Source organism: Deltaproteobacteria bacterium HGW-Deltaproteobacteria-18 (assembly GCA_002841885.1).
In the GTDB taxonomy this organism is placed as follows: Bacteria; Desulfobacterota; Desulfovibrionia; order Desulfovibrionales; family Desulfomicrobiaceae; genus Desulfomicrobium.
This window is the reverse complement of the sequence record PHBE01000009.1, coordinates 38,809-64,025: the sequence shown is the minus strand read 5'-3', so window position 1 is coordinate 64,025 and position 25,217 is coordinate 38,809. Positions and strand designations below refer to the sequence as shown.

Below are 25,217 nucleotides of genomic sequence, written 5' to 3'. Positions count from 1 at the left end.
CGGGGCAAGTCCGACAGGCCGGGCTGTCCTCGTCAAAAAGAGAAATAAACTCTTCGGAATCCTTGCCAAAACCAAAACAATCCGCAAGAAAGATGAAAGATAAGTCTGATTTCTTTGCGCCGTGGACGCCTTCAAACAAGCTGAGGAGTCCAAAGAAACCGTCTTGAAGAAACAGTATAACAGCGTTTGGAGGGCTGTCCAGATTAACGGGCAGAATCGCTCCGGGACGAAAATAATCAAGGATAACGACCATGACTGATATACAGACCAGAGCCCGCACCGCCGCCGACTGGATCAAGAAAAACTGCCTGTCCATGCCCAGAACCGCCCTTGTGCTCGGCAGCGGCCTGGGAAAATGGATCGAACCCGCGTGGATTCAAAAAAGCATCCCCTATGCGGACATCCCCGGCTTCCCGGTCTCCACCGTTGAAGGCCACGCTGGGACGCTGCTTGTGGCCGAGATCAAGGGCACGCCTGTCTTCGTCTTTTCCGGACGCTTTCACCTTTATGAGGGCTACCGCCCGCAGGAAGTGACTCTGCCCATCGTCTGCCTTGGCCTGCTCGGGACCGAAAACCTGATCCTGACCAATGCCGCAGGAGCCTTGAATCCCCTGTTTGCCACCGGCGGGCTCATGCTGCTGACTGACCACATCAACATGACCGGACACAATCCCCTGACCGGGCCCAATGTCGACGACTGGGGACCAAGGTTCCCGGACATGTCCCAGGTGTACTGCCCTGCCCTGCGCGAGCAGGCCATGCTGGCCGCCATGAGTTGCGGACAGCGCCTGGAGCAGGGGGTCTACGTGGCCGTGGCCGGTCCCAGTCTTGAGACTCCGGCCGAGACGCGCATGTTCCGCATCATGGGAGCCGACGCCATCGGCATGTCCACGGTACCCGAAGCCATCACCGCCCACCATATGGGCATCAAGGTTCTGGGGATTTCCTGCCTGACCAACAAAAACCTGCCGGATTGCATGGCCCAGACATCTCATGCAGAGATTCTGAGTCAGGCCAATGCCTCCGCCAATGCCCTGGGTTCACTCCTGTCCGCATTCATCCCCAACCTGGGAGGTCGCCATGGCTGATCACGCCCATCTGCTCGCCGAGATCCGGGACAACATTCATCATAAAGACACCATCAAGGCACGTCTGGTGCTGGGATACCTGGAGAACATGGACAAAAACATCCGTGAGCAGGTACTTGGCGCGTTTCGTGAAGCTGCGCCCGAGTTTGCCGTACCCGTCCTCTGCCGATTCATTTCCGAACACCGGGACATGGTCGCGAGCCTGCCGCTGGTCCGGGAAATCCTGGCCGTCAAGATCCTGGCCCAACCCCAATTGCTCGCCACGGCCATAAGCAACCCGCAGACCCCTTGCCGCGAGATGTACATCGCCATGGCCGGAGAGCTGCGCCTGGAGGAAGTGGTCGACAATCTGATCGAAGCCTTGCTCGCAGCCACGGACATAAGCGAGATCAACCAGATCCTCGACACCCTGGGTGAAATCGGCGATCCGCAGGCCACCAATCCCGTGAGCGAGTTCCTCTACTCCGGCAACCGCGCCCTGATCATCACCGCCACCAAGGCCCTGGGCAAGCTGGGCACGCCCACAGCCATGCTGCGGCTGGCAGAACGCATGGGCACGGACAACCAGCTCGACCTGCTCATCCTCGACATCTTCGCCAAGGTCCAGGACTCCATCTCCCTGGACAAGCTCAACGAGGCCATGCGCTCACACTACGCCCATCTGCGCTCCTACGCCAAGAAGACTCTGGTCGGCATCGGCCCCAAAGCCGTCCCCATTCTGACCGAGAACCTGCTCTTCGACGACGCCGATCTGCGCATCCATACATTAAATGTGTTGGGCGACATCGGGGACCCGGCCGCCATCTCGCCCATCCGCAAACTGCTGCACACCCACCCCGCCAACGCCAATGTGCGCTTCGCCGCCTACGAAGCCCTGGGCCTCTTGCCGCTGGACCGGGGCGCTTACGTGCTGACGCAGGGCCTCAGTGACCCGGTGGATCACGTATGCATCGCCGCTGCCAAGGCCATAGACCGCAACTTCAACGAGATCATGGCCGCCGGGATCAAGAACCTGGCCAGCGAAAGGGAAGAGGATGCCCAGCGCATCATCAAGACCACCATCAACGCCCAGGCCAAACAGATATTCCTCAGCCTCATGGAAGAGGAGCGCTTCCAGCCCATGGCGCTGAGCCAACTGACCCGGGCCCATCAGGACATCCGCGACTTCTTCTACGCCATCCTCAAAGAACACGGCTATTCGGGGCTGGCCCTCAAACTGCTGGCCCCGGAAGAAAAAAAGACGGTCCGCAAGCGCATCTGCGCCGTGGACGACTCGCGCATGATCCTGAGCATCTACAAGTCCACCCTGCATGAACTTGGCTTTGAGCCCGTGCTCTTCGAATTCCCGGCCAGCGCCCTGGAATGGCTGCAATCGAACACTCCGGAGATGGTGCTCACCGACCTGAACATGCCCGACATCACCGGCATCGACCTGACCCGGGAGATCCGCAAATCCTTCTCCAAGAAGGACCTGCCCGTAGTCATGGTCACCACCCAGGATGAGGCCAACGACAACAAGGCGGCCCTTGAAGCCGGAGTCAACGACATCCTGCGCAAACCCTTCACGGCCGAAAGCCTGCAGGCTGTGTTCAAGAAGTTTTTGTAGGAAGCCCTCCTGCCCCAAATGACGATCCGATTCGTCACTGCAGAAAATCCAGGCCCTACACGTATGAAAATGCGCATAGGGGCTGGATTTTCTTTGTTCCCTGAGACCCTGCAAAGACATGGATCCCCTTCTTCAAGGGGATGAAGGCTCTGTGCAACGGCTTTTATTTCTCGCATCCCGCCATTTTCGGCAACCTGGGGCAGTAATTTTCAGGCAGCCCATCCCTGCGCCGCTCCAGCGCACCGGGTTGGGCCGGGCGAGGGGCGCCGACTGTCTGACTGAGCCAGGCATCGGTTGCTGAATCGTTGCCGCTGCGCTGCCCAAATTTCCCGTTTTACACGCAACGATTCGGCTCTACGAAGCCGGAGAAGGAGTTTCGGCGGGCCTTGCCCGGCCTAGCCCGGGGCGCGGCCGCGATGCGATGCATCCAACAATCGAAGGCATGGATTGCCGCGTCGAAAGTCGGGCTACGCGCGAAGACTCCCACGCAGAGCCTAGCTTCTCGCAATGACTTCGCTGAATCAATCCAACCCGCAGCGCGGCCGCGATGCGAAATGCTCAAGAATTACAGATCTGGATCGCCGTGTCGAAAGCTGGGCTCTCACGCATAGCCCGACACGTTCGCGAAGACTCCTCACAAACCCGTCACCCCAATCCCAGACGCTTCAGCTTCTCCCTGAGTGTCTTGCGATCGATGCCCAGTATCTCGGCGGCGCGGGTTTTGTTGTCGCCGGTGCGGGCCAGGACTGCGCGGATGTGATCCGCTTCCACCTCGGCCAGGGTCTTGTCCCCGTGGCGGCCGCGGTTGATGGAGAATCGCATGGACTCGGGCAGGTCGGTGATGTCGATGACAGGCCCGTCGCCGATGATGACTAGGCGTTGCAACAGGTTTTCGAGCTCCCGGACATTGCCTGGCCAGGCATACTGCGCCAGGGCTTGCAGAGCCTCGTCGGTCATGCGCGGGGTCTCGCGGTTCATGTCTGCGGCGAATTTGCGCAGGAAATGGTTGGCCAGCATGAGGATGTCGTCCCCGCGTTCAGCCAGGGACGGCAGCGGGATCTCCACGACGTGGATGCGGTAAAAAAGATCTTCCCGGAAAAGGCCCTGCGCCACCAGACGTTTCAAATCCTTGTGCGTGGCCGCGATGATGCGGGTGTCCACGGTGCGGGTTCTTGATGACCCGACCATGCAGAACTCCTTGCTCTGCATGACCCGCAGCAGCTTGGCCTGCAGATTGGGGCTGGCGTCCCCGATTTCGTCCAGAAAAATGGTCCCGCCGTTGGCGATCTCGAAAAAACCGGCCCGGCTGTCCTTGGCGCCGGTGAAGGCGCCCTTGACGTGGCCGAAGAGTTCACTCTCAAGCAGGGTGTCGGGAATGGCCGAGCAGTTGACCGGCACAAAGGCGGAGGCTCTGCGGTCGCTGTTGTAGTGCACGGCGCGGGCCACCAGTTCCTTGCCCGTGCCCGACTCTCCGGAAATGAACACATTGGCGCTGGTCTGGGCGGCCTTGCGGATAAGCCCGTAAACGGCCTGCATCTCGGGGCAGTTACCGATGATCCCGAATGCGCTGAGCTCCTGATCATCGGCGTGGGCCGCTCGCCTTCTGGCCTGTTTTTCAAGAATCCGCCGGACCACGGCCAGGAGCTCCTCGCCGGTGAATGGCTTGGCCAGGTATTCCCCGGCCCCGTCTCGCATGGCTTCCACGGCTCCGCTGATCGTCGGATAGCCGGTGATCATCATGATTTCGGTGTCTTTGAAATTGTCCCGCACATACTTGATGAGTTCCAGTCCGTTTGCCCGGGGCATCTTGTAATCGGTGATGATAAGGTCCACAGGCGTCCCGTCCAGAAATGCTCCGGCCTCCTCGACGCTGCCGCAGGTATGGACCACATAGCCCGCCCCGGTCAGGTTGCGCGAGATGACTTCGAGGGTTGCGGGGCTGTCATCCACGGCCAGAATTGAAGTAGCCTTGTCCTGCATGCTCATTTCGTCCTTATTTGTCGTCGGTGGCCGGATTCATGTCAGGCACGCTCTGGCGGCATGGGAAGGTGATCTCAAAGCGCGTGCCACGGCCCGGTTCGCTCTCCACTTCGATGACCCCGCCATGGGCATGGACAATCCCGTGCACCACCGCAAGACCCAGGCCCGTACCCTGATCCACGTCCTTGGTGGTGAAGAACGGGCTGAAAATCTGCCGCATGACTTCCGGAGACATGCCAACGCCTATGTCGCTGACCAGAAGATAGACGTCATCCTTGAAGGACATGGTTTCTATGGTCAAGACCCCTCCCCCCGGCATGGCATGAATGCCGTTGACCACCAGATTGACGATGACCTGCTTGAGATGCTGCGGGTCGGCCATGATCGTGGGCAGTCCTTCGGCCAGGTTCATGCGCACCTCGACCTTGCCTCGGGAGGCGCTCATCTCGATGAAATACAGGGAATCGCGGATGATCTGATTCAAATCGACAAGGCTTTTCTGTAGTGGCACCTGACGACCGAAAATCATCAGCTTCTTGATCACCTCGCGGCTGTGCAGGGCCGCCTTGATGATGTTGTCCAGATCCTTCATGACCTGCGCCGGAAGGCCAGGGGTCTGTTCGGCCAGCTGCGCAAAGCCGAGGATGTTGGCCAGGGGCTCGTTCAATTCATGCGCCACGCCGGCCGCAAACTGGCCGATCTTGGCCAGCCGGTCTGCGTGCTGCAATTGCCGTTCGAGATTTCTCTTGGTCGACAGGGCCTCGCGTTTGGCGATGATCCAGCCCACATGCTTGGCCAGGGCTCCAAGAAGTTCGGACTCCGTGGGCAGAAAGGCGAAATCAGTCCCGTCCTCGGCGCTCCCCGAAAGGCTGACGCTCAGGTGCCCGCGTTTCACCTTCTGCACGAGCACTTCCTGCTCCAGACGGCACGAGGCATCTGGCGTGAATTTCCCGCTGATTATCACCTGCCCGTCGAGCAGCAGGCGCACGCCAGTGGACTGGGGATTCTGGAACGAGGGAGGGATTATGGCCAATATCTCGCGCAGAATGTCCGGCAGTTCACTATCCATGTTCGAGACGATGCGGTTCATGGCGTGCAGGCAGGAAAGCTCCTTGTTCAGGGCCACCAGTCGACCATGTTCGTGCAGCAACTCGCGCTGACGCAGCACATGGGCCGTGACATCCTGGCCAACGCAGAGGACGCTGACCAGGCTTTGCCGGGAGTCGAACAGGGGTTTCATGTTCCAGTCGATATAGATCTTGCGCCCGTCCCTGGTCATGAGGGAGCCTTTCATGAACGCCAGCGTCCCGGCCTCGACGATCCCCGCGAATATCGCCCTGGACGTGTCCGCGCGTTTGGCGTCCACGCAAAGCTCAAACCAGTCCTGGCCTGCGATGTCGCCGATTTCGTAGCCGGAAAGCGCTTCGAAACGCGAATTTCCATGGATGATCCGCCCGTCCTCGTCGAGGGTGATGACGATGCCGTGGCTGAGTTCCATGACGGTATTGTAATATTCGGAAAGATTCATGCACTCTCCAGTATCCTGAGCCGACCCACCTGGCAAAGGACATTCGCCGGCCCAAAAATTTCGGCGCGGCCTCCTGTGGAGGCCGCGCCGACAATGATGATTCTCTTGCAGGGAAGGCCCTGGCTTAATTTGGCATCAATGACCGCTGATCTTCAGACCCCAGCCTTCGAAGACGAAGAGGATGCCGAAGCCGTACCACATGGTGTAGATGACATAGAACGCCAGGGAGAAGATGACGATTCCGGCCTTGTCCCTGATCTGCTCCGGCACCACGCTGTAGTAGTTGTAGGCGGTCTCCACGACCTTGGAATTGATGTTGAAGGCCACCTTGGCTTCGGCGAACGCCTCCTGGTCCTTCAATTTCTTGTCGAAACCGGCCAGGATCGTGCTCCAGTTGTAGAGCGCCTGACGATCATCCTTGGACTCGAAAACCGGATACTTGGCCTTGAGAGCCGCGCCGTCGTTATGGTACATGCGGTCTGCATCCTCAAGACTGGCGCTCAGGATGGCGAAATAATCGCCGGATATGGTCAATTCCTTTCCCTGAGCCGTCGCCGTCGCTCCGGCGGCGGTGATCAGCGCGACGCTGTCGGCGGCCTGCGTCTCGTTTTCCATCTTCATGGTAACGTTGACCTGATAGCCGGACACGGTCTTGGCCTCTTCCTTCAGGTTGTCCACATAGTAGGCCGAACCCTTGGAGATGGAGTTGTACAGGTTGTCCAGATACCCCATTGCGTTGTGCCCATCGAAAAGGGGCTGGAACATTGCGAAAAGGACTATGAAGAAGACCACGAGCAGGGCAATTCCCCCGGTGAATTCCTTTTTGTTATGAATCATAAGATCAGTCCTCATACTTCAGTGTCTTGATATTCTTGAAAAATGCCCCGAATACCCAGATGCCGAACAGGGCGATGACGATGAAGAACAGGTACATGCCCACTGTGTCCATGACTTTGGTGAAACCGGCCATGGATTCGGGCAGATAGCCCATTGCAACCATCTTCTTGGGCAGGGCGAAGAATCGGTTCACGAAACCGGCCATGACCGAAAGGGCGAAGAAGCCGCGGATGGTGATCCCGGGAACGACCTTGGTCACCAGCGCGCCGACCTGGATGCCGATCAGGGAACCGAGCAGCATGCCCATGGCCAGGGTGTAGAAGATGAAGCCGTAAATGGCGTACTGGGTGATGGCACCGTAACCGGCCGTGAACACGATCTGGAAGATGTCCGTGCCTACGGTGGTCAGGGAGGAAACGCCCAGGATGTAGACGAAGATGGGGAAGGTCAGGAAGCCGCCGCCGACACCCATGATGCCCGCAGCCATGCCGACCAGCACGCCGGACAGGACCAGGAATATCCAGGAGATCTTGCGCCCGCCGGGAATGAGGCCCTGGTCGAAGGAGACCATGGGGGGCAGGTTCACGGACTGCAGCTTCTGGGCGATGCCGGTCATGCCGGAGCCTTCGCCGGTATCATGCGCGCCGCCGGAATGACCAGCCTTCTTGGCACTGAAGTAGTCGTACATGCCGTAAAAACCCAGGAAGCCGAGCATGACCGTGTACACGGTGGTGATAAAGGCGTCGCTCAAAACCGGGTTTACATTGTAGAGAGCACGGTTGATGCCTGCGCCGACAGTCGTGCCGATGATGGCGCCGATGAGGAAGACGAACGCCAGGGGCACGGACACGTTGCCCATCTTGCGATGCAGCACGCTACCCATGATGGCCTTGGCGAAGATGTGAAAGAGGTCCGTGCCGACGGCCAGGATGCCCTTGACGCCCGCGCTCATGAGCGCGGGAGCGATGATGAAGCCGCCACCCGCGCCGATACAGCCAGAAATGAGGCCCGCGCCCACACCGACAAAAATTGACACGAAGAAAATATAAAGGCTGTAAAAGGAAGGACTATAGGCTTCCTTGCCTCCGATCACTGTCGGCAAGGCCTGCCCGATTTCATCGGCATAGGCCCATCCGCCAAGCAGGGCGGGAATGAGCATGAGACAAAGCAGCCAGATACGCTTCTTGTCGCCCAGGATGATCCGGGCGTTTTCCACTTCCCACCGGGCAAAGGACCGCGAGCCCTCCACCATGAATGATCCCCAATCTTTAAAGAATCCCATACGCGTTACCGCCTCCTCGTAATCTTGTGTATACAGGACCATGTTCCCTGTGCAGGTGGCTTACTCCAACCCGCGCCTCTCACCCGCTTTCCTGCTCCGGGAACAGGCCTCCCGGATTTTACCGACCAGGACATCAAGCTCCACCGGTTTCATCAGATAGTCGAACGCGCCCATGGCCATTCCCGAAAGCGCAACTTCCATGTCGGCGTGCCCGGTCAGCATGAGCACCTGCACCTGCGGAAAACGCAACTTGATCTCCCGTAGGACCTGAATGCCGTCCATACCCGGCATTCCGACGTCAAGCACTACCACATCGGCGGGCTCCGCCTCTAGCTCTCGCAACCCATTCAGACCGCTGCCGGCCTCCCTGACGAGAAACCCCCTTTTACGCAGGCGCTTGGCCATGGTGATCAGGAACTGCGTCTCGTCGTCGATGAGAAGAATGCTGTCAGCCATGAACGCTCCATTTTTAATCGCCTCTACGTTCGGCGACTGGCGATCTCCCGAACCCGTGCGTCGACTATCTTCTCTTCATGCCTGCGCTTCTTTTCCACCGCTTCTTTGACCTTTTCAACCAGCACGTCGATACTGCAAGGCTTCATCAGATAATCCGAAGCCCCCAGCCGCATGCCGTCGATGGCCGATTCCACGGTGGCGTGTCCGGTCAGCATGATCACTTCCACCAGAGGAAATTGCTGCTTGATGAGCTGCAGCATCTCAATGCCGCTCCGCCCGGGCAACTTCACGTCAAGGATGACAACCTCGATTTCGCCATGCATTGCAAGCTTCTGCAAGGCCTCTTCGCCGCTGCTTGCGTGAAACACTTCCATGCGCCGCATGGTCAGGCGTTTCTTCATGATTTCGATGAACTGCGCATCGTCGTCGACAAGCAAAATATTGGCGTCGGTCACTCAGTCCTCCTTGACGGGCCTGCCTGCATGATCCGCGAGCAAGCCTCCTTCTGGTTCAATCGCATAAAGCAACGCGTATGCCAACGCGAACCGCCTTCTGCGGTTGAACTATCAAAGGCCAGGCCATGCCATATTTGCAACTAGCTGATTTTATGGACGGGTACAAAGAAGAGCGACTGGATGATTCGCCATCAAAGCGCGACGAAACCCGCGCCAAAACGATTTCGAGCCCAAAACCGGGGCGTTTCGCCCCACAGGGACGTTTCGCCCCGAACTGGACATCGGGCAGGCAACTTGCTTGAAATCATGGATGAAATATTAACAGGCAGGAGAAAACGGGGCGTTTTGCCCCGGCCTTGAAAGCGAAAACATTGAGCTTGCAAAGAAGCAGCGCCCAGTCACAAAAAAAATCCTTTCCAAGCTTATGGAAACATAACGGCATAGGGGCAAAAAAACGACAGGATAAACTCACTACGCCTGAGTCAGCGCCTTTTCCACGGCGTCGGCCACTTCCACTCCGGTCAGAGGTTCGCCGGTTTCAAAAAGAGCGCGATGCACGTTGATTTCACGCATCACGGCGATATGATCGCGGTCCACAAAGCCTTTCCAGACCTCCATGCACTTCTCGAGCTGCTCCCGCCGGGCATAGGCCAGCCCCAGATACAGACAGGCCAGGTATTCACCGGGATGCTGCTTGCAGACCAAGAGCAACTGATCCTTGGCCTGCACGTACTCACCCAGATGGTAATGACACATGCCCTGCCTGATCCTGGCCTCCTTGTGAGCGCGGTTCTCCTTGAGCACGTCCTTGTAAAGGTCACGGGCAGCGCCATAGTCCTTGCGGACATAGGCGGCATCGGCGGCGCCGATATCCGCGCCGATACCGGAGACAGGCTTGTCCCCACCCGACTCGCGCAGGCGGCGGGCCATGCCGAAGAGAAGGTCGCGTCTTGAGATCATGGATACCTCTATTGTTATGATGAAAAGAATTTGCAGGGCCAACCAGGATAATACATCGTCGGCCATCCATAGTTCTCGCGGCCTTTGGCAAAGGCATGGATTTCGCGCATGCGCCCGACAAGTCCGCGTTGCGCTCGCAATGACGCAGCACCGACGTCGTCATTGCGAGAAGCCAGGCTCTGCGTGGGAGTCTTCGCGCGTAGCCCGACTTTCGACGCGGCAGGTCAGGCTATGCGTGAAATCCATTTCTACGACCGCAGCGACTTCCCTGCGTCCCGCCCGAACCACCCCCGGCCCAACCCGCCGTATCCACCGCCGTTGTTGACATTCCCGGGATTCCTTACCATGAAGAACCACTTTATTGTTAGCCATTCAACCGACAAAGTCCGAAATCTGTATTCCCGGAGGAGACAATGTTCAAGAGACTTCTCATCAACCTCGCCGTCCTGCTTCTTTGCGCCGCCCCGGCCCTGGCCCAGGAGGCCAAGACCTTCGCGGTGCTGCCCTTTGGGGTGCATGGACCGCAGGAGTATCAATATCTGAGCCAGGGCATTCAAAGCATGCTGACCACGCGTCTGACCTGGCCCGAAAATTTAACTCCCCTTGATGCAGGGACAGTCAAAAAGACCGTGACCAGCCTGCCTGCGGATTCCGGCGCAGCCGAGAAAATCCGCCAGGCTCTGGGCGTCGACTATCTGGTCTGGGGCTCGCTGACCGTCATGGGTCAGGAATGCAGCCTCGACGTCAACACCATCGATCCCCAAGGCAATAACCTGCCCCGGCCCACACAGACGCAACTGAGCCAGGTCATCCCGAGTCTGGAGACGGTCGCCAAAGACATCAACGCCCAGGTCTTCGGCAAGCCAGAAACCGCCGTTGCCAAGGCGCAGCCGGTAGCCACCCCCATGAACAAGGCCCTCATCGTCAACGAAACCAAGGCTGACACGGCCTACGCCAACCCCTCCCTGAAGTATGAAGACGCCGACACCTCCATGGGCCGCTGGCGCAGCCAGACCCTGCCGTTTGCCTCTCGCGGGATGGTGGTGTGTGACGGGGACGGGGACGGGCAGAATGAAGTGTTCCTGATGACGGACAGCACCCTGCTCGCTTACAGAGTCACTGGCGGAGAAATGAAACAGGTCGCTGAACTCGACCTGCCAAAAAACCGGAATTACGTGCGCCTGAACAGCATCGACATTAACCGCGACGGCCGCCACGAGCTAGTTATCGCCGCAGCTCTGGACAAAGCCCCCAAGTCCCTCATCGTCGACTTCGACGGCAAGTTCTCCATCAAGGCCGATTCGATCCCCTACTTTCTCGGAGTCCTCAACATGCCTCCGGCCTTCATGCCGACACTGGTTGGACAGGAAACGGGACGCACCAAATATCTGGACAGCAAGATTCACCAGATGATCAAGCGTGACGATTCCTATGACCTCGGTCCGGCCATAGATCTACCCCTTGGCGGCACTGTTTTTAACGTGACCTTCCTGCCCTTCGAAGATGGACATCAGATCGTCATGATCGACGACTATGACCATATGAGAATATACAGCTCAACCGGAGCGCTCTTGACTTCAACGGACGAAACCTATGCCGGGTCCAACCTCGGGATCGAATACCACTCTGCCCCCATGGGCCTGCAGCCGCCCACGGAGCAGAACATGCCGTCGAACAAAGTTTTCATCCCCTTGCGCGCCATCCCGTCAAATCTAGACAGGGACAGCCGCCACGAACTCATTCTCAGCCGTAACATCTCCGTCTCGGCCCAGATTTTCTCAAACTACAGGGACTATCCGCAGGGCGAAATCCATTCCATGTACTGGGATGGCGTCGGCATGAGCCTGCAGTGGAAGACGGCCCGCATCAAGGGCACTGTCACGGACTACGCCTTGGCGGACTTGGACAACGACGGGGCCCTTGACCTCGTGGTCAGCATCAACTCCCACACCGGCATGGCCGGGACGGCCAAAAAACGCACGATGGTGGTGGCGTATCCTTTAAACTTGGACAATCAATAGGTTGATTCAAAAAACTGGACGGTAAAAAAAATTAAACTTTCAGTCACCAATCGGCCATAAAAGGCTTGCTTTTTGGACCGCAGCTGGATTAGAAGCTTTCCAGGCGTCAGATGATTCGTTTTTTTCACAGCAAAAGGAGAAAGAACATGAAACGTTTTGCACTCGTAGCCTTGGTTGCCGCCCTGCTTTTCAGCATGGTCACCAGCGCTTCCGCCACCGAACTGAAAGTTCGCGGCAACTTCGATGTCTACGGAATTTGGTCAGCCAACCTGAATGACCATGACTCCAACTACAAAGACGGAGACAACTATTCCACCGTACAGCGCATGCGTACCTACTTTGACTACGTGGCCAACGAAAATCTGAAGGCTGTCCTGGGTTTTGAATTTGACAACGTTTGGGGCGCAGACACCGGCTCTGACTGGGGCACTGACGGAAAGGATAGCCTGGAAGTCAAGCACGCTTACCTCAACTTCAATTTCCCTGACACTCAGATCAACGTGCAGGCCGGTCTGCAGTACGTTGCCCTGCCTGGCGTTTTCGGCAACCCTGTCTTCGATGACGATGCTGCCGCAATCACTGTGTCCGCACCCATCAATGAAATGTTTGGCGTGACCGTCGGTTACACCCGCGGCACTGACGGAAGCACCTCCTTCAGCGATGAGCTGATGGAAGATGGCACCGAGAGTGATGATGTCGATATGGCTTTCATTGCTGCGCCCATCACCCTTGATGGCTTTGCCCTCACTCCTTACTTTGGTTACGCTTGGCTTGGTCAGAATTCTGGCGCTTCTTATAACAACACTGACGACTCCACTGTATGGGTTCTTGGTGCTAACGCAGCTCTGACCATGTTCGATCCGCTGACCTTTGCCGCCGACCTGATCTACGGTGTTGGCGACAATGATGAATACGAGACCAAGGGCTGGTACGCCGCTCTGGCCGCTTCCTACAAGATGGACATGCTGACCGCCACCTTGTTCACCACCTATGCTACTGGTGCTGATGATGAAGATGGTGAAGACAACTACCTGCCGACCCTCCGTGAAGGCTGGGGCCTGACCCCCTACGTTGGTGGCGATCGCGCTTTCATCGCTGCTAACGACTCTTGGGGCACTGAAGCCCTTGGTGTTGGAAGCGACGGCACCGGCCTCTGGGTCCTGGGCCTCGTACTGGACGACATCTCCTTTGTTGAAAAGCTGTCCCACAAGCTGGTCATCGCATATGCCCAGGGTACTTCCGACGAAGACAGCGGCGTTGCCTTCACCGAAGAAGACGACCTGTGGGAATTCTGGCTGGTCAACAAGTACATGATCTATGAAAACCTGGCCGCCATCAATGAGCTCGGTTACTTCAAGGCTTCCAGCGAAACCTATAAAGATGCCACTGGCGACGACCTCGACGCTTCCTACTTCGCCACCGTCGGCTTCCAGTACAAGTTCTAATTCGGGTTTTCACACCTGACGCCACTTTGGGCCGGAGACGCAAAACTCCGGCCCTTTTTTATTTGCAGGCGGCCTTCATGAGTGGTGAACCCCGTGGGCGGTACTTCACGCCTGATGAAGGAATTGACTTTTGGAGGATTCGGGGCATAGACATTTTGTCGTTGCGTAAAGCAGCCCCTTTAGCGAAAGGATGGATTCCGCGCTGTTGCCCGACATGGCCCGCCTTCGCGGGAATGACACGAAGCGGCGAGCGAATTTATGTCATTCCCGTGGAAACGGGCCCTGTCGGGCAACGGCGCGGAATCCTGCATTTGTCCACCCCGGCATTCCACCGCGAACCCATGCGAGAGCATTCATGCCTTTGAGACTCCTTGAATATATTTCATCCAATGACTGGAACGGCATCACGTCCTGGCTGGCGCGCCGGGATGCCAGCGAGGACAATGTCGAACCTCTGGTGCGAGACATTCTGGCCCAAGTGCGTGAGCGCGGTGACGAAGCCGTGGCCGATTACACCAGGCGCTTTGACTGCCCGTCTTTGACAGCGACCCAACTGGCCGTGCCAAAGGCCGATATCAGCCGAGCCCTGGAACAGATCCCGGCAGAGGATGCGGCCATCATCCGTGAAGCCGCTGCCAACATCCGCGACTTCCACCTGCGCCAGAAGCAGAACTCCTGGATCACCACCCCCGCTCCCGGAACTACGCTGGGCCAGTTCGTACTGCCCGTGGACCGTGCGGGGCTGTACGTGCCCGGTGGCCAGGGCGGGGAGACTCCGCTCATTTCGAGCCTGCTCATGAACGCCATCCCGGCTCAGGTTGCAGGCGTAAAGGCAATCTGCGTGGTCAGCCCGCCGCGCAAGGATGGCACGCTCAACCCTTACATTTTGGCCACCGCCGCCATTCTCGGGATTGACACCATTTTCATGTGCGGTTCGGCATGGGCCATTGCTGCCCTGGCTTACGGCACAGAATCCATCCCCCGTGTCGATGTCATCGCAGGACCGGGCAATATTTTCGTGACCACGGCCAAGCGCCTGCTGGTTGGCCAAGTCGGCATTGACATGATCGCAGGCCCAAGCGAAATCGCCATCCTGGCTGACTCTACCGCCAACCCGAAATGGCTGGCCGCCGACATGCTCTCCCAGGCCGAGCACGATCCGCTGGCTTCAAGCATTCTTATTTCTTCGGACAGCCAACTCCTGAACGAGGTCAAAAGAGAACTTGGCCGACAGCTCTCGGAATTGCCGCGTCAGGAGATCGCAACCAAGTCCCTTGCCGATTGGAGTGCGCTCGTTCATGTGCCTGATCTTGAAACCGGCATGGACCTCATCAACCGCCTTGCGCCGGAACATTTTGAACTGAGCGTGGCCGACCCCTGGGCCTGGATCGGCTCGGTACGCAACGCCGGAGCCGTTTTCATGGGCCACAGCACCCCCGAACCCGTGGGTGATTATTTTGCGGGCCCGAACCACGTGCTGCCCACTCTTTCCACGGCACGCTTTTCATCAGCCCTGTCCGTGGACACTTTTTGCAAAAAAACCAGCCTGATCAGCACCGATCTGGCATACTTGGGCAACCACGGTTTCAAGGTGGCCCGTCTGGCCCGCCTGGAAGGCCTGGAAGCTCATGCCCGCAGCGTCGAACAACGTCTGGAGAACCCATGAAAATCGTTACCAAAACTAAAATTCGTGAATTTCCGCTCATCTCTCGCGGGAAAGTCCGCGATATCTACGAAATCGACCCACAAACCCTTCTTATCGTGACCACGGACCGCATGTCCGCCTTTGACGTGATCATGAACGAGCCCATCCCCTACAAGGGCGTTGTCCTCAACCAGATCACCCTCTATTGGATGGACGCGTTCAAGGATCTGGTTTCCAACCATCTTCTGGCCACTGACGTAAGCGATTTTCCTGCCGCCCTCGCACCTTACAAGGACGAGTTGGAAGGCCGCGCAGTCGTGGTGAGGAAGGCCAAACCCCTGCCCATCGAGTGTATCGTACGCGGCTATCTGACCGGTTCGGGCTTCAAGGACTACAAGGCCACCGGCTCGGTCTGCGGATACAAACTGCCCGCCGGGCTGGTAGACTCCGACAAACTCGAGATTCCGCTCTTTACCCCGTCCACCAAGGCGGACCTGGGTGCACACGATGAAAACATCACCCTGGCCGACGCCAAATCGCGCATCGGCGAAGGATTGCTCAAAAAAATCCAGGAGCTGTCCCTGGCCATCTATTCACGTGGCAGGGATCTGGCTGCCAAGCGCGGGATAATCATCGCTGATACCAAGTTCGAATTCGGCCTGAACGAAAAGGATATCCTGCTCATCGACGAGGTTCTGACCCCGGACTCCTCCCGGTTCTGGCCCGCCGACAGGTACGTCCCGGGCCAGGCGCAACCCAGCTTCGACAAGCAGTACCTGCGCGATTGGCTGAGCGAAACGGATTGGGACAAGACCCCTCCGCCCCCGACGCTGCCCGCCGAGGTTATCGCTGAAACACAGAAAAAATACCTGGAAGCTTTCGAACTGCTGACCGGATCCCCTTTGCAATTGCCGTAAGGCGCAAACATAACTGGAGAAAATCCATGCTCGTTCAAGGGAAGAAAGCCCTGATTTTTGGCGTGGCCAACGACAAGAGCATCGCCTACGCCATTGCCAAAGAGCTCAAGGACAACGGAGCATCCATCGCCCTCAGCTACGCAGGGGAGGCGCTCAAAAAACGGGTCGAGCCCATTCATGAGGAACTTGGCAGTGATTTCCTGTTTCAATGTGACGTGGCCGACGATGCCGCCATTGCCGAGTCTGCGGAACTGGTGAAGGAAAAATGGGGCAATTTCGACATTCTGGTCCACTCCGTGGCCTTCGCCAACCGCGACGACCTGAAGGGACGCTATGTCGAAACCTCCCGCGAAGGATTTCATCTGGCCCTCGACATTTCCGCCTATTCCCTGGTGGCCATATGCAAGGCTTACGAGCACCTTCTGAATGACAACTCGTCTGTCATGGCCATGACCTACTACGGAGCGGAAAAGGTCATCACCCATTACAATGTCATGGGCGTGGCCAAGGCGGCCCTGGAAGCCAGCGTGCGTTACCTGGCCATGGATCTCGGCGAACGCGGCATCCGAGTCAATGCCATCAGCGCCGGTCCGTTGAAGACCCTGGCCTCGTCCGGCATCTCCGGATTCAAGACCATCCTCTCCACCATCGAGGAACGTGCCCCCCTGCGCCGCAACATCATCCAGGAAGACGTAGGCAAGACCGGCCTCTTCCTGGCCTCGGACCTGTCCCGCGCCATCACCGGCGAAGTCATCTATGTGGATTCGGGCTACAACATCATGGGCATCTGAGCCCCTGCCTACCATGCAATCGACACCAACCCCTTCCCGCGAAGGGGTTTTTTTGTTGGCTTCGCTTCTCCCTTTGAGTCGACCGCTGCGTTTTATAGCGGATCAAATGCATGGAGCGGACGCAGAAAAAGCTGGATTGCCGCGACGAAAGTCGGGCTACGTACAAAGACTCCTCGTAATGACGGGTTGAATGATGCGTATGTTCGAGCGAATTCCGCAGTCATATTCTTCACCGTCAGTCAAAAATCCCCCCCCAGCGCCTCAAGGCCCGATGTCGACATGGCCGTCGGCCTCGTCGGTTGTCTGACTGAGCCAGGCATCGTTTGTTGAATCGTTGCCTGGCGAACTGCTCGGATTTTTCGCACTGCACGCAACGATTCAACTCTACGAGGCCGGAGAAGGAGTTCCGGCGGGGTCGACGGCCATGTCGATAGCGGGCCGCGTTCCGTGCTGTCGCCCCTGAATTTCTTCCCTTCCACCTTGCACAGCGCTCAGAGATGTTTATTTCCAATACTTCTCAACCTCACCACAAACCGGAGGTCACCCTCATGGAAAAAATACACGCCGTCTGCTCAGGCTGCCAGACCGTCAACGCCGTCCTCACCGAACGCATCCGCCAGAACCCGGTCTGCGCCAAATGCGCCACACCTCTCCTTCCCGTTCACCCAGTGGACCTTACAGACCAGAACTTTGAGCGCTTCATCTCCCGTTCCACTCTGCCGGTGCTGGTTGATTTCTGGGCGCCCTGGTGCGGCCCGTGCAAGATGATGGCTCCGGCCTTCGCCCAGGCCGCTGCGGCCCTTCAGGGACAGGTAATCCTCGCCAAGATGGACACCGAGGCCCAGCGCGCCGTTCCTTCCCGCTTCAACATCCAGTCCGTACCAAGTCTGGTTCTCTTTCGGCAGGGCAAAGAAACCGCTCGCAAGGCCGGAGCCATGCCTGCAGGCCAAATCCAGGCTTGGGTAAGGCAGCAAATCTGAGGAATTTTGCTGGAACAACGCCTTTCACACACCAACGCAATCTATCCATGATGCAACGAGCAATAAAGCATCAGGAGATGTTGAAGGCCTAGCGGAGGAGCAGGCCTTCGATTTTTGAAAAATGCCGATCCCGCGTGAAGAGCGGAAGTCCGTGCTGAAAAGCTATGGCCGCTATCCAGATGTCGTTGGTGGGTATAGGCGTACCGCTGCGGCGCAGTTGATCGAGAATGGCGCAATAATGCTGGGCGGTGTACTCGTCCACAGGATAGAGTGCCACCCGGGCTGAGTCGATAAAAATACCAAGTTCCCTTTTGTTCTCTTCCTCTCTGTTTCCTCCTTTGAACCCGGAAAACAGTTCACCCAGTGATATGGCGCTCAGGCCGATGTGCTCCGCTCCCCGCAAAACCCGGACAATCTCCTGATCGCCGCGCAGAGCGCCGGAATAGATATTGGTGTCGATGAGTATTCTGTTCATTTCCACAACTCTTCGTCGACCTGTCTCTGCGCATCGATCCTGCCCTGGATTTTGGAATATTCCTCGTCGCTCCAAATGCCGAAAAGACTGTCCAGATCATGCCACTCCCTTGAGAACCGCTTTTCCTTGCCTGCTCCGACCTGTTTGCGCAGGACATCCAACACGAAGTTATTGACGCTTTTTTCTTCTTTTTTTGCTGCACACTTGATGAGCTTACCTAAATCCTCATCCACGCCGCGAATGCTTAATGTCTTCATAACGCCTCCTTTTTTGCCATCATTGTGCATGCACAATATGAAACTATCACAAAAACTGTCAATACCAAGGCGCAATCTCGTCTCTTTAAAGATTCTGAATTTGTGATTTTCGCCAACTTTTCCCTTGCCAAACAAAGTCCTCTGACATAGAGACGTTTTTCCCGATCGCGGAGAGGTGGCCGAGTCTGGTTTAAGGCGCACGCCTGGAAAGTGTGTGTACCTCAACGGGTACCGGAGGTTCGAATCCTCTCCTCTCCGCCATTTTTTGAAAATGAAAGGGAAGCCGGGTGGCGGAAACGCTGCCAACCCCGTCAGGTCCGAAAGGAAGCAGCGGTAACAGTTGTTTTCGGGTACCCGGCTTCCCTGGCAGGTGCGAAATTTTCGCTCCTGCCTTTTTTTTTACATTTGAGTTGTTCTTCCGCGCGCACAACCCTTCCCCATCCTCATCGGGTCATTATAATCATAAATAACGCGCATTCATGTTTCCAGTTTCCATCCTGTGCCCATATCGGTTACGGGATCAAACTTATCAAGGAGGACTTGTGACAAAATTCTCATTCCTGGGAGCCATCATTCTGAGCCTTGGACTTGTTTTGCTGACCATGCCGGACCTGGTCGAAGCAAGACGCCTTGGCGGAGGAGGTTCTTTCGGGAGCAGGCCATCCTACTCCAAAAGCTATCAAAAACCCGCAGCGCCCACTTCCTCGCAGTCGAAACAGGCGGCACCCGGAGCTTCACCCATGGGTGGACGCGGCATGTTCGGAGGGCTTCTCGGCGGCATGCTCATGGGCGGTCTGCTCGGTTCGCTCTTTTTCGGCGGCGGATTTTCCGGGATCTCGTTCATCGACATCCTGCTGATCGGAGGCGGTCTTTTTCTGCTCATGCGTTTTCTGCGCAGCCGTCAACCAGCCACGCAGACCGCAGGAGGGCCGGGCCGGGTACACGACATGAACCGCGGTGCATGGGACAACCTGCGCACCACGCAGCAGAACACCGCCCCCACTGCCCCGAACTATCCGGCAGGGTTTGACGCCGACGACTTCCTGCAAGGCGCCAAGGCTGCATATACACGTCTTCAGGCGGCATGGGACGCCCGCGACATGGATGACCTGCGTCAGTTCACCTCCGCGGATGTCTTTGCCGAGATTCAGGCCCAGGCGGCGGCGGATTCCGCTCCGGGCAAGACAGAAATCCTGCTTCTCGAGGCCACTCTGCTTGAAGTAAAAACGCTGGGCAACCAGACCATCGCCACGGTTCTCTTTGACACCATGCTGCGCGAGGACTCTGCATCGGCTCCGGCCGAACAGGTTCGCGAGGCTTGGCATTTCAGCCGCTACGAAACCGGCGGCGAGAAACACTGGGTAGTGGAAGGCATTCAGCAACTTGAAAAATAACAAGCGGGATCACTCCCGCGAAAACGACCACATTCCCTGCCCGATCTGTGACAAACCAGCGCAGATCACGGGCAGGTGAGCCGCGGCCCGCATCTCCTGCAGGTCCTGCGGGAGTGACGTCTTGGCCAGCGCTTACAAGGACGCCATAGAAGCATACAAACAAGGCTTGTGCTCCGGGAACGGTTCGGACCCGGGCATTCTTTGAGACCATAAACTTCATTTCATAAGGAAACCGTACATGAAAAGAATCCTCTCCCTGACGGTGCTCTTTTGTGCCGTTGCCGTGTCCGCTCTGGCCGCCGCTCCGGAGGCAGCCCTGAAAGCCCTGACTCTGGGCAATGAAAAATTCGTACTGGAACAAAGCCTTGCGCCCGCTCCCCTGGCCATCGTCATCGCCGATCCGGCCATCTCCGTACCGGCAGCCGATCTCTTTGGCATGAGCGAATCACGGATCGCCGTGGTCAAGCCCGAAGGCGGCTTTGCACCCACGACCGGCATTGCCGTCAAGAGCGCCGACCTCACCGCTCCCTTGGTCGTTGTTCTCGGGCTGACCGAAGATGCCGTGTGGACGGTATATGCCAATACGCTGGTAGCTTCTCCTGATCTGATCCATGCGGTGATGAAAGGCCAGATCTCAGCCGTAGGCGCCGTGGTCGACGCGCAAAGCGGAGCCGTTACGGTCCTGGGCGCTCACCCGGAACTGCAGATTCTGGTCGGACAGTACCTGCTCACGCTGCCTTCCGGTACCGAGGCTGAGGGGGCTGCCGAACCTGCTTCAGAAGTTGCGCCTGAAACCGCAGCCGCGGCCGAAGCGCAGGCAGCTCTGGCTCCCGCAGCGGAAGAAAAAGCGGACACCGAAACCCATGAGGCAATGGTCCAGGAAGACGCCGCCCCGGCAGAAAGCCACGCTGCTCCCGCCGAAACAGTCCACGCGGCAGCAGCCGACGACGCCCAGGCTGCCCAGGAATCCGGCGGCTCGGGTTTCATGCTTGTCCTCGTGTTCATCGGCGCCCTCATCGGAGTTATCGTGTTCATGGACAAGACCGTGCTCAAAGGCTAGCCGCCAGCAAGTGCAACTCCGCCTGCATGCGGCGCACGGCTTCGGTCGCGCGCCGTTTTTTTTCTTGTGTGAGCCACCGTCAAGAATGAAGTGGCCTGTTTTGTTGGCGCGGGGTTTTTGAGTGACAGGTCCAGCCGCAAAAGGAACTTTTCTCCGCAACAGTTCTTGAAATGTGCCTGAAGCTGCGTTAGTTTTGAGAAAATTTTCTCAAGCGTGAAACACTCACAAGATCGCAGCCACGGCTGTTCACCTCAAACATTATCAGGGGTTCAACATGTTCATCAAACGTCTTATCCTGGTCTTTCTGCTCGTTCTGGCCCCGCTTGCGGCCATGGCCTCGGCTCCCGGCGTTCATCCCGTAAGTCCAGAAAAAGGGCTCAAGATGCTCACCGAGGGAAACCTGCGGTTCGCCCTGGGCCAATCTACCCACCCCAACACAAGCTTCTCCCGACGCCTGCTGACCACCACGGAAGGACAGGCTCCCTTCGCCACGGTCATCGCCTGTTCGGATTCCAGGGTCCCCGTTGAAATTCTTTTCGATCAGGGAGTCGGGGATCTGTTCGTCATCAAGGTGGCGGGCAACGTGGCCGACACGGACGAAATAGGGTCCGCCGAATACGGCGTTGATCACCTCGGCACTCCGGTGCTGATGGTGCTCGGGCACTCCTATTGCGGCGCCGTGACGGCCGTGACCATAGGAGCCGAAGTCCATGGCAGCATCCCCGCTCTGGTGGACAACATCGTTCCTGCAGTGGAGAAGGCGCGCCAAGAGCACCCGGATGCCGACACTCCCGAACTCATCGTCAAGGCCATCGAGACCAACGTCTGGCAGGCCATCGAAGATCTTTTGGGCAAAAGTCACGCCATCGCCGACCGGGCAAAAGACGGCCGGGTCGTCGTGGTTGGGGGCGTTTACGACATCCTTACCGGCAAGGTGAACATTCTGGGCACCCATCCGAACCAGACCGCGCTTTTGGGTGGAGTGACTCCCCCGGCCCACGCCGAACCCGCCACCCACGCCGAGCCCGCCACCCACGCCGAGCCCGCCAAGGACACTCCCGCCCATGCAGAACCCGCCGTGGAGCAGGCCAATGCTGAAGGTCACACCGAGGCAGCAGAGGCCCCTTCGTCCGGAGGATTCGGATTTTTCTCCTTTATCGTGTTCGTCCTGCTGCTCATTGGAGCGGTCTTCGTACTCGACAAGAAGATACTCAACCCCGATCAGAACTAGAAATCAAACCCGGCCCAGCCGGGTTTTTCCTTTCCGGTCACCAGGACGGCAAACAGCGGGGCGCGAAATTTCACGCCCCGTCCTTGTTCAACCACGGCGGATCAGGTAGGGTTATGAACTACTACCCTTCAATTTCCGTGGAGTCCCCATGATTCGGGTTTTGCCCACTCTCCTCCTGATCATTTTCCTGAGCGCCGTTTCTGGACGTGCCCAGGATCTGCAAATGACCTGCGGGGTCGCCACCGGATTTCCACCGTATCAATTCGCCATTGACGACCGGCCTGCCGGATTCGATGTGGACGTGGCAAAGTCCGTCTGTGCCAGGCTCGGAGTATCGGCCCGTTTCGAGCAGGGAAAATGGGACAATGTCGTAAGCATGCTGCTTTTCGGCCGGATCGACATGATCGTGGGCATGGAGGTCAACGCATTCCGGCACGACTACTTCGACTTTTCCACGCCGTACGCCAAGCGTCACGATGTGGTTTTTGTCTGCGCGAACAGCACCGTGACCAGCGTTGAAGACCTGTTTGGCCTCGTCATCACCGGAGACAGGCATTCCTTTGTAGAATTGCACTGGAAAGAGCGGGGCATCTTTCAGAAAATCCGCATCATGCAGGTTGGGAGCAAGGAAGAATCCTTGGACCTGCTGGCCCGTGGAGAAACCGCGGCGGCCATCATGCCGCGGGAGGTCGGAAAATATCTGGCCGCCCTGAGAGGCCTTGAAATCCGAACGCTCAGCAATCCGGACCCAGGTTCCGATATTGCCATCGCGCTACGCAAGGGGCACCCCGAATTGCTCGGGAGGATAAACGCGGCGCTGCGGGATCTTCAGGCCGATGGAGAACTCGATGCCCTGGCCCGCAAATGGTTCTCCGGGGAGCCCCCAGTACTGCACGACTAGAAACTCCAGCTCTTCCCGGATCTCTGTCAGGGATTTGCAAATGCCAAGGCCGCGCAAGAATGCCGAGCAGCGAGAAACAAAGAAAATCCAGAGCCGATACGTAATTTACATACGTATCGGCTCTGGATTTTCAACAGTTCGTCGCGAGAGGGCAGGTTGCTAGCCTTTGGTTGCGTTGATGACGGTGATCTGATCGTTCAATGTCCAGAAATCGTATATATACCCGATCAGAAAAAACCCTCCGGTCAGCATATAGAGGATGCCCGTAATCCACTTGCCCATGTACATTCGGTGCACCCCCAGAACGCCCAGAAATGTTAGCAGAATCCAGGCCAGGGAGTAATCGATGCGTCCGGGCCGAAAACGCAGTGCGGCCGTGCGCTCCATGGAGGGAATCAGGAAGAGGTCCACGATCCAGCCGATGAAAAGAAGTCCGAGTGTAAAAAAATAGATCGTCCCGGAAATGGGGCGGCCATAATAAAAACGATGCGCGCCAGTGAATCCGAAAATCCAGAGCAGATAGCCCATGAAAGTGCTGTGTGTTTCAACCATATTCTCTCCCTGCAAGAATGATCCCTGTTTCATTGAATTATATACTGGCCGACCAAATGGTTTCGCAAGTTGAAAGCCGCGGCCGGACGTTGTAGGGCCAGTACCGACTCGTTCTGGCTTGTTGACCTTTTCTATTCAAAAAGCAATGATCCCGGCAACTCTCATCGACAAGGAACATATTTCCCATGATAAATAAAGACCGACTGACAAACACGTTTCTCGACCTGGTCCGCCTCGACAGCCCCTCCGGACAGGAAAAGCCCGTGGCCGATCACCTGTGCGCCCTGCTCAGCGCCCGGGGCTATGACGTTCACGTCGACAATGCAGGCACTTTTTTCGGCGGCAACTCAGGCAATGTCATTGTCCGCGTTCCCGCCACCGGCCCCGGCGACGCCATGGCGTTCTCCGCGCACATGGACTGCGTCGACCCCTGCGTTGGCGTCAAGCCGGTCCTGAGCGACGGAATCATCCGCTCCGCCTCGAATACGGTCCTCGGCGGCGACGACAAGGCCGGCATCAGCGCCATTCTGGAAGCCCTCTTCCACCTTGAGGAAGACGGCACCCCTCATCCCGAACTTTTCCTGCTGTTCACGGTCTGCGAAGAAGCCGGGATGTTCGGAGCCAAGCATCTCGATTTTTCGCGGGTCAAGGCCAAAGAGGTCGTGGTCCTCGATTCAAGCGGGGATGTGGGAACCATCATTGTCCGCGCGCCATCCAAGGCCGGCATGACCATCACCTTTCACGGCCGCTCGGCCCATGCCGGCATCGAGCCGGAAAAAGGCATCAGCGCCATCCAGATGGCGGCCAATGCGATCAGCCGCATGAAACTCCTGCGCATCGATGAAGAAACCGTCGCCAATCTCGGACGCATCGAGGGCGGCGGACAAACGAACATCGTGCCGGACTGCGTGACCCTTACCGGAGAGGCCAGATCGCAGAACAACGCCAGACTCATGGCCCAGATCGAGCACATGCGCCTGTGTTGCGTCGAAGCGGCCCAGGAAGCGGGCGGAAACTTCGATTTCAGTCACGAAATCTCCTACCCAGCCATGGACGTTCCCGCTGACAGCAGGCTCCTGCATCGCGCCCTGCACGCCTGCAACGATCTGAACCTCGTCGCTGCGGTCAAGGGCACGGGCGGCGGCAGCGACGCCAACATCTTCGCCGGCCAGGGCCTGTCCTGCATCAACCTGGGCATCGGCATGAGCCGGGTTCACACCACGGACGAGTTCATCCGGGTCGACGACATGGTCAAGGCCGTGCAACTGACCGCGGCGCTGATGCAGAGATAGAAGGCCGAAAGGTTCCGAGATGTGCGGTCCGCAGCCCACTGTCGGCAATAGCATGATGACGAGG

The 25,217-nt window shown here is 57.7% G+C and carries 22 protein-coding genes, 1 tRNA gene, 1 other RNA gene and 1 pseudogene; 15 read left to right on the top strand and 10 right to left on the bottom strand.

Annotated elements, in window-relative coordinates; genetic code table 11:
• Positions 1–251 precede the first annotated feature (251 nt).
• Together CVU60_09545 and CVU60_09540 are read left to right on the top strand one after the other, a co-directional pair.
• A complete protein-coding gene (locus CVU60_09545) occupies positions 252–1,088 on the top strand; it encodes a purine-nucleoside phosphorylase (protein PKN41629.1) in 837 nt (278 codons plus the stop codon).
• Entirely contained in the window at positions 1,081–2,694 is a 1,614-nt protein-coding gene (locus CVU60_09540) for a response regulator (GenBank protein ID PKN41628.1), read from the top strand. The genes CVU60_09545 and CVU60_09540 overlap by 8 nt, the downstream gene beginning before the upstream one ends.
• A 645-nt stretch (positions 2,695–3,339) precedes the next feature.
• On the opposite strand, the gene CVU60_09535 is transcribed toward CVU60_09540, so the two are convergent.
• The 7 genes from CVU60_09535 to CVU60_09505 all read right to left on the bottom strand — a co-directional run bounded on the left by CVU60_09535 (position 3,340) and on the right by CVU60_09505 (position 10,192).
• Entirely contained in the window at positions 3,340–4,674 is a 1,335-nt protein-coding gene (locus tag CVU60_09535; GenBank protein ID PKN41802.1) for a sigma-54-dependent Fis family transcriptional regulator, read from the bottom strand.
• Between the two features lie 13 nt (positions 4,675–4,687).
• On the bottom strand, positions 4,688–6,202 hold the full coding sequence (locus CVU60_09530; protein ID PKN41627.1) for a PAS domain-containing sensor histidine kinase: 1,515 nt from the start codon (positions 6,200–6,202) through the stop codon (positions 4,688–4,690).
• A 135-nt stretch (positions 6,203–6,337) separates the two neighbouring features.
• Positions 6,338–7,039, bottom strand: coding sequence for a hypothetical protein (locus tag CVU60_09525; GenBank protein ID PKN41626.1), 702 nt, complete (start codon positions 7,037–7,039; stop codon positions 6,338–6,340).
• 4 nt (positions 7,040–7,043) lie between these two features.
• Positions 7,044–8,321, bottom strand: a complete 1,278-nt coding sequence (locus tag CVU60_09520; protein ID PKN41625.1) for a hypothetical protein — start codon at positions 8,319–8,321, stop codon at positions 7,044–7,046.
• A gap of 60 nt (positions 8,322–8,381) precedes the next feature.
• Positions 8,382–8,777 (bottom strand): response regulator, encoded by a 396-nt coding sequence (locus tag CVU60_09515; protein ID PKN41624.1) that lies wholly within the window; start codon positions 8,775–8,777, stop codon positions 8,382–8,384.
• A gap of 23 nt (positions 8,778–8,800) precedes the next feature.
• Positions 8,801–9,232, bottom strand: a complete 432-nt coding sequence (locus CVU60_09510) for a two-component system response regulator (GenBank protein PKN41623.1) — start codon at positions 9,230–9,232, stop codon at positions 8,801–8,803.
• Between the two features lie 471 nt (positions 9,233–9,703).
• Positions 9,704–10,192: a hypothetical protein gene (locus tag CVU60_09505; GenBank protein ID PKN41622.1), complete on the bottom strand. Its 489-nt coding sequence runs from the start codon at positions 10,190–10,192 to the stop codon at positions 9,704–9,706.
• A gap of 413 nt (positions 10,193–10,605) precedes the next feature.
• On the opposite strand from CVU60_09505, the gene CVU60_09500 reads away from it, so the two are divergent.
• The 6 genes from CVU60_09500 to CVU60_09475 all read left to right on the top strand — a co-directional run bounded on the left by CVU60_09500 (position 10,606) and on the right by CVU60_09475 (position 17,991).
• A complete protein-coding gene (locus CVU60_09500; protein ID PKN41621.1) occupies positions 10,606–12,213 on the top strand; it encodes a VCBS repeat-containing protein in 1,608 nt (535 codons plus the stop codon).
• Positions 12,214–12,359: 146 nt separating this feature from the next.
• Positions 12,360–13,658, top strand: a complete 1,299-nt coding sequence (locus CVU60_09495; GenBank protein ID PKN41620.1) for a hypothetical protein — start codon at positions 12,360–12,362, stop codon at positions 13,656–13,658.
• 355 nt (positions 13,659–14,013) lie between these two features.
• Positions 14,014–15,324, top strand: coding sequence for a histidinol dehydrogenase (gene hisD / locus CVU60_09490; GenBank protein ID PKN41619.1), 1,311 nt, complete (start codon positions 14,014–14,016; stop codon positions 15,322–15,324).
• Positions 15,321–16,220, top strand: a complete 900-nt coding sequence (locus tag CVU60_09485; protein PKN41618.1) for a phosphoribosylaminoimidazolesuccinocarboxamide synthase — start codon at positions 15,321–15,323, stop codon at positions 16,218–16,220. The genes hisD and CVU60_09485 overlap by 4 nt, the downstream gene beginning before the upstream one ends.
• Before the next feature lie 26 nt (positions 16,221–16,246).
• The gene (locus tag CVU60_09480) at positions 16,247–17,011 is read left to right on the top strand and encodes an enoyl-[acyl-carrier-protein] reductase FabI (GenBank protein PKN41617.1); all 765 of its coding nucleotides are present in this window, start codon (positions 16,247–16,249) and stop codon (positions 17,009–17,011) included.
• A gap of 548 nt (positions 17,012–17,559) precedes the next feature.
• Positions 17,560–17,991, top strand: coding sequence for a thiol reductase thioredoxin (locus tag CVU60_09475; protein ID PKN41616.1), 432 nt, complete (start codon positions 17,560–17,562; stop codon positions 17,989–17,991).
• Positions 17,992–18,079: 88 nt separating this feature from the next.
• On the opposite strand, the gene CVU60_09470 is transcribed toward CVU60_09475, so the two are convergent.
• Both CVU60_09470 and CVU60_09465 read right to left on the bottom strand, forming a co-directional pair.
• Positions 18,080–18,466: a VapC toxin family PIN domain ribonuclease gene (locus CVU60_09470; protein ID PKN41615.1), complete on the bottom strand. Its 387-nt coding sequence runs from the start codon at positions 18,464–18,466 to the stop codon at positions 18,080–18,082.
• Positions 18,463–18,723 carry an antitoxin gene (locus tag CVU60_09465; GenBank protein PKN41614.1) on the bottom strand — a complete coding sequence of 87 codons (261 nt, stop codon included), beginning with the start codon at positions 18,721–18,723 and terminating at the stop codon, positions 18,463–18,465. The genes CVU60_09470 and CVU60_09465 overlap by 4 nt, the downstream gene beginning before the upstream one ends.
• Positions 18,724–18,892: 169 nt before the next feature.
• Between CVU60_09465 and CVU60_09460 the strand changes: the two genes are divergently transcribed.
• The 6 genes and pseudogenes from CVU60_09460 to CVU60_09435 all read left to right on the top strand — a co-directional run bounded on the left by CVU60_09460 (position 18,893) and on the right by CVU60_09435 (position 23,309).
• Positions 18,893–18,984, top strand: a tRNA-Ser gene (locus CVU60_09460).
• A gap of 13 nt (positions 18,985–18,997) precedes the next feature.
• An RNA gene (ffs, locus tag CVU60_09455) (signal recognition particle sRNA small type) lies at positions 18,998–19,093 on the top strand.
• 109 nt (positions 19,094–19,202) lie between these two features.
• A complete protein-coding gene (locus CVU60_09450) occupies positions 19,203–20,117 on the top strand; it encodes a Tim44 domain-containing protein (protein ID PKN41613.1) in 915 nt (304 codons plus the stop codon).
• A 238-nt stretch (positions 20,118–20,355) separates the two neighbouring features.
• Positions 20,356–21,177 (top strand): hypothetical protein, encoded by an 822-nt coding sequence (locus CVU60_09445; GenBank protein PKN41612.1) that lies wholly within the window; start codon positions 20,356–20,358, stop codon positions 21,175–21,177.
• A gap of 274 nt (positions 21,178–21,451) precedes the next feature.
• A pseudogene (locus tag CVU60_09440) lies at positions 21,452–22,153 on the top strand (carbonic anhydrase).
• A gap of 403 nt (positions 22,154–22,556) precedes the next feature.
• Positions 22,557–23,309, top strand: a complete 753-nt coding sequence (locus CVU60_09435; GenBank protein PKN41611.1) for a hypothetical protein — start codon at positions 22,557–22,559, stop codon at positions 23,307–23,309.
• 159 nt (positions 23,310–23,468) lie between these two features.
• On the opposite strand, the gene CVU60_09430 is transcribed toward CVU60_09435, so the two are convergent.
• Positions 23,469–23,894, bottom strand: a complete 426-nt coding sequence (locus CVU60_09430) for a hypothetical protein (protein PKN41610.1) — start codon at positions 23,892–23,894, stop codon at positions 23,469–23,471.
• A gap of 152 nt (positions 23,895–24,046) precedes the next feature.
• Between CVU60_09430 and CVU60_09425 the strand changes: the two genes are divergently transcribed.
• Entirely contained in the window at positions 24,047–25,153 is a 1,107-nt protein-coding gene (locus CVU60_09425; GenBank protein ID PKN41609.1) for a peptidase M20, read from the top strand.
• Positions 25,154–25,217: the final 64 nt, after the last annotated feature.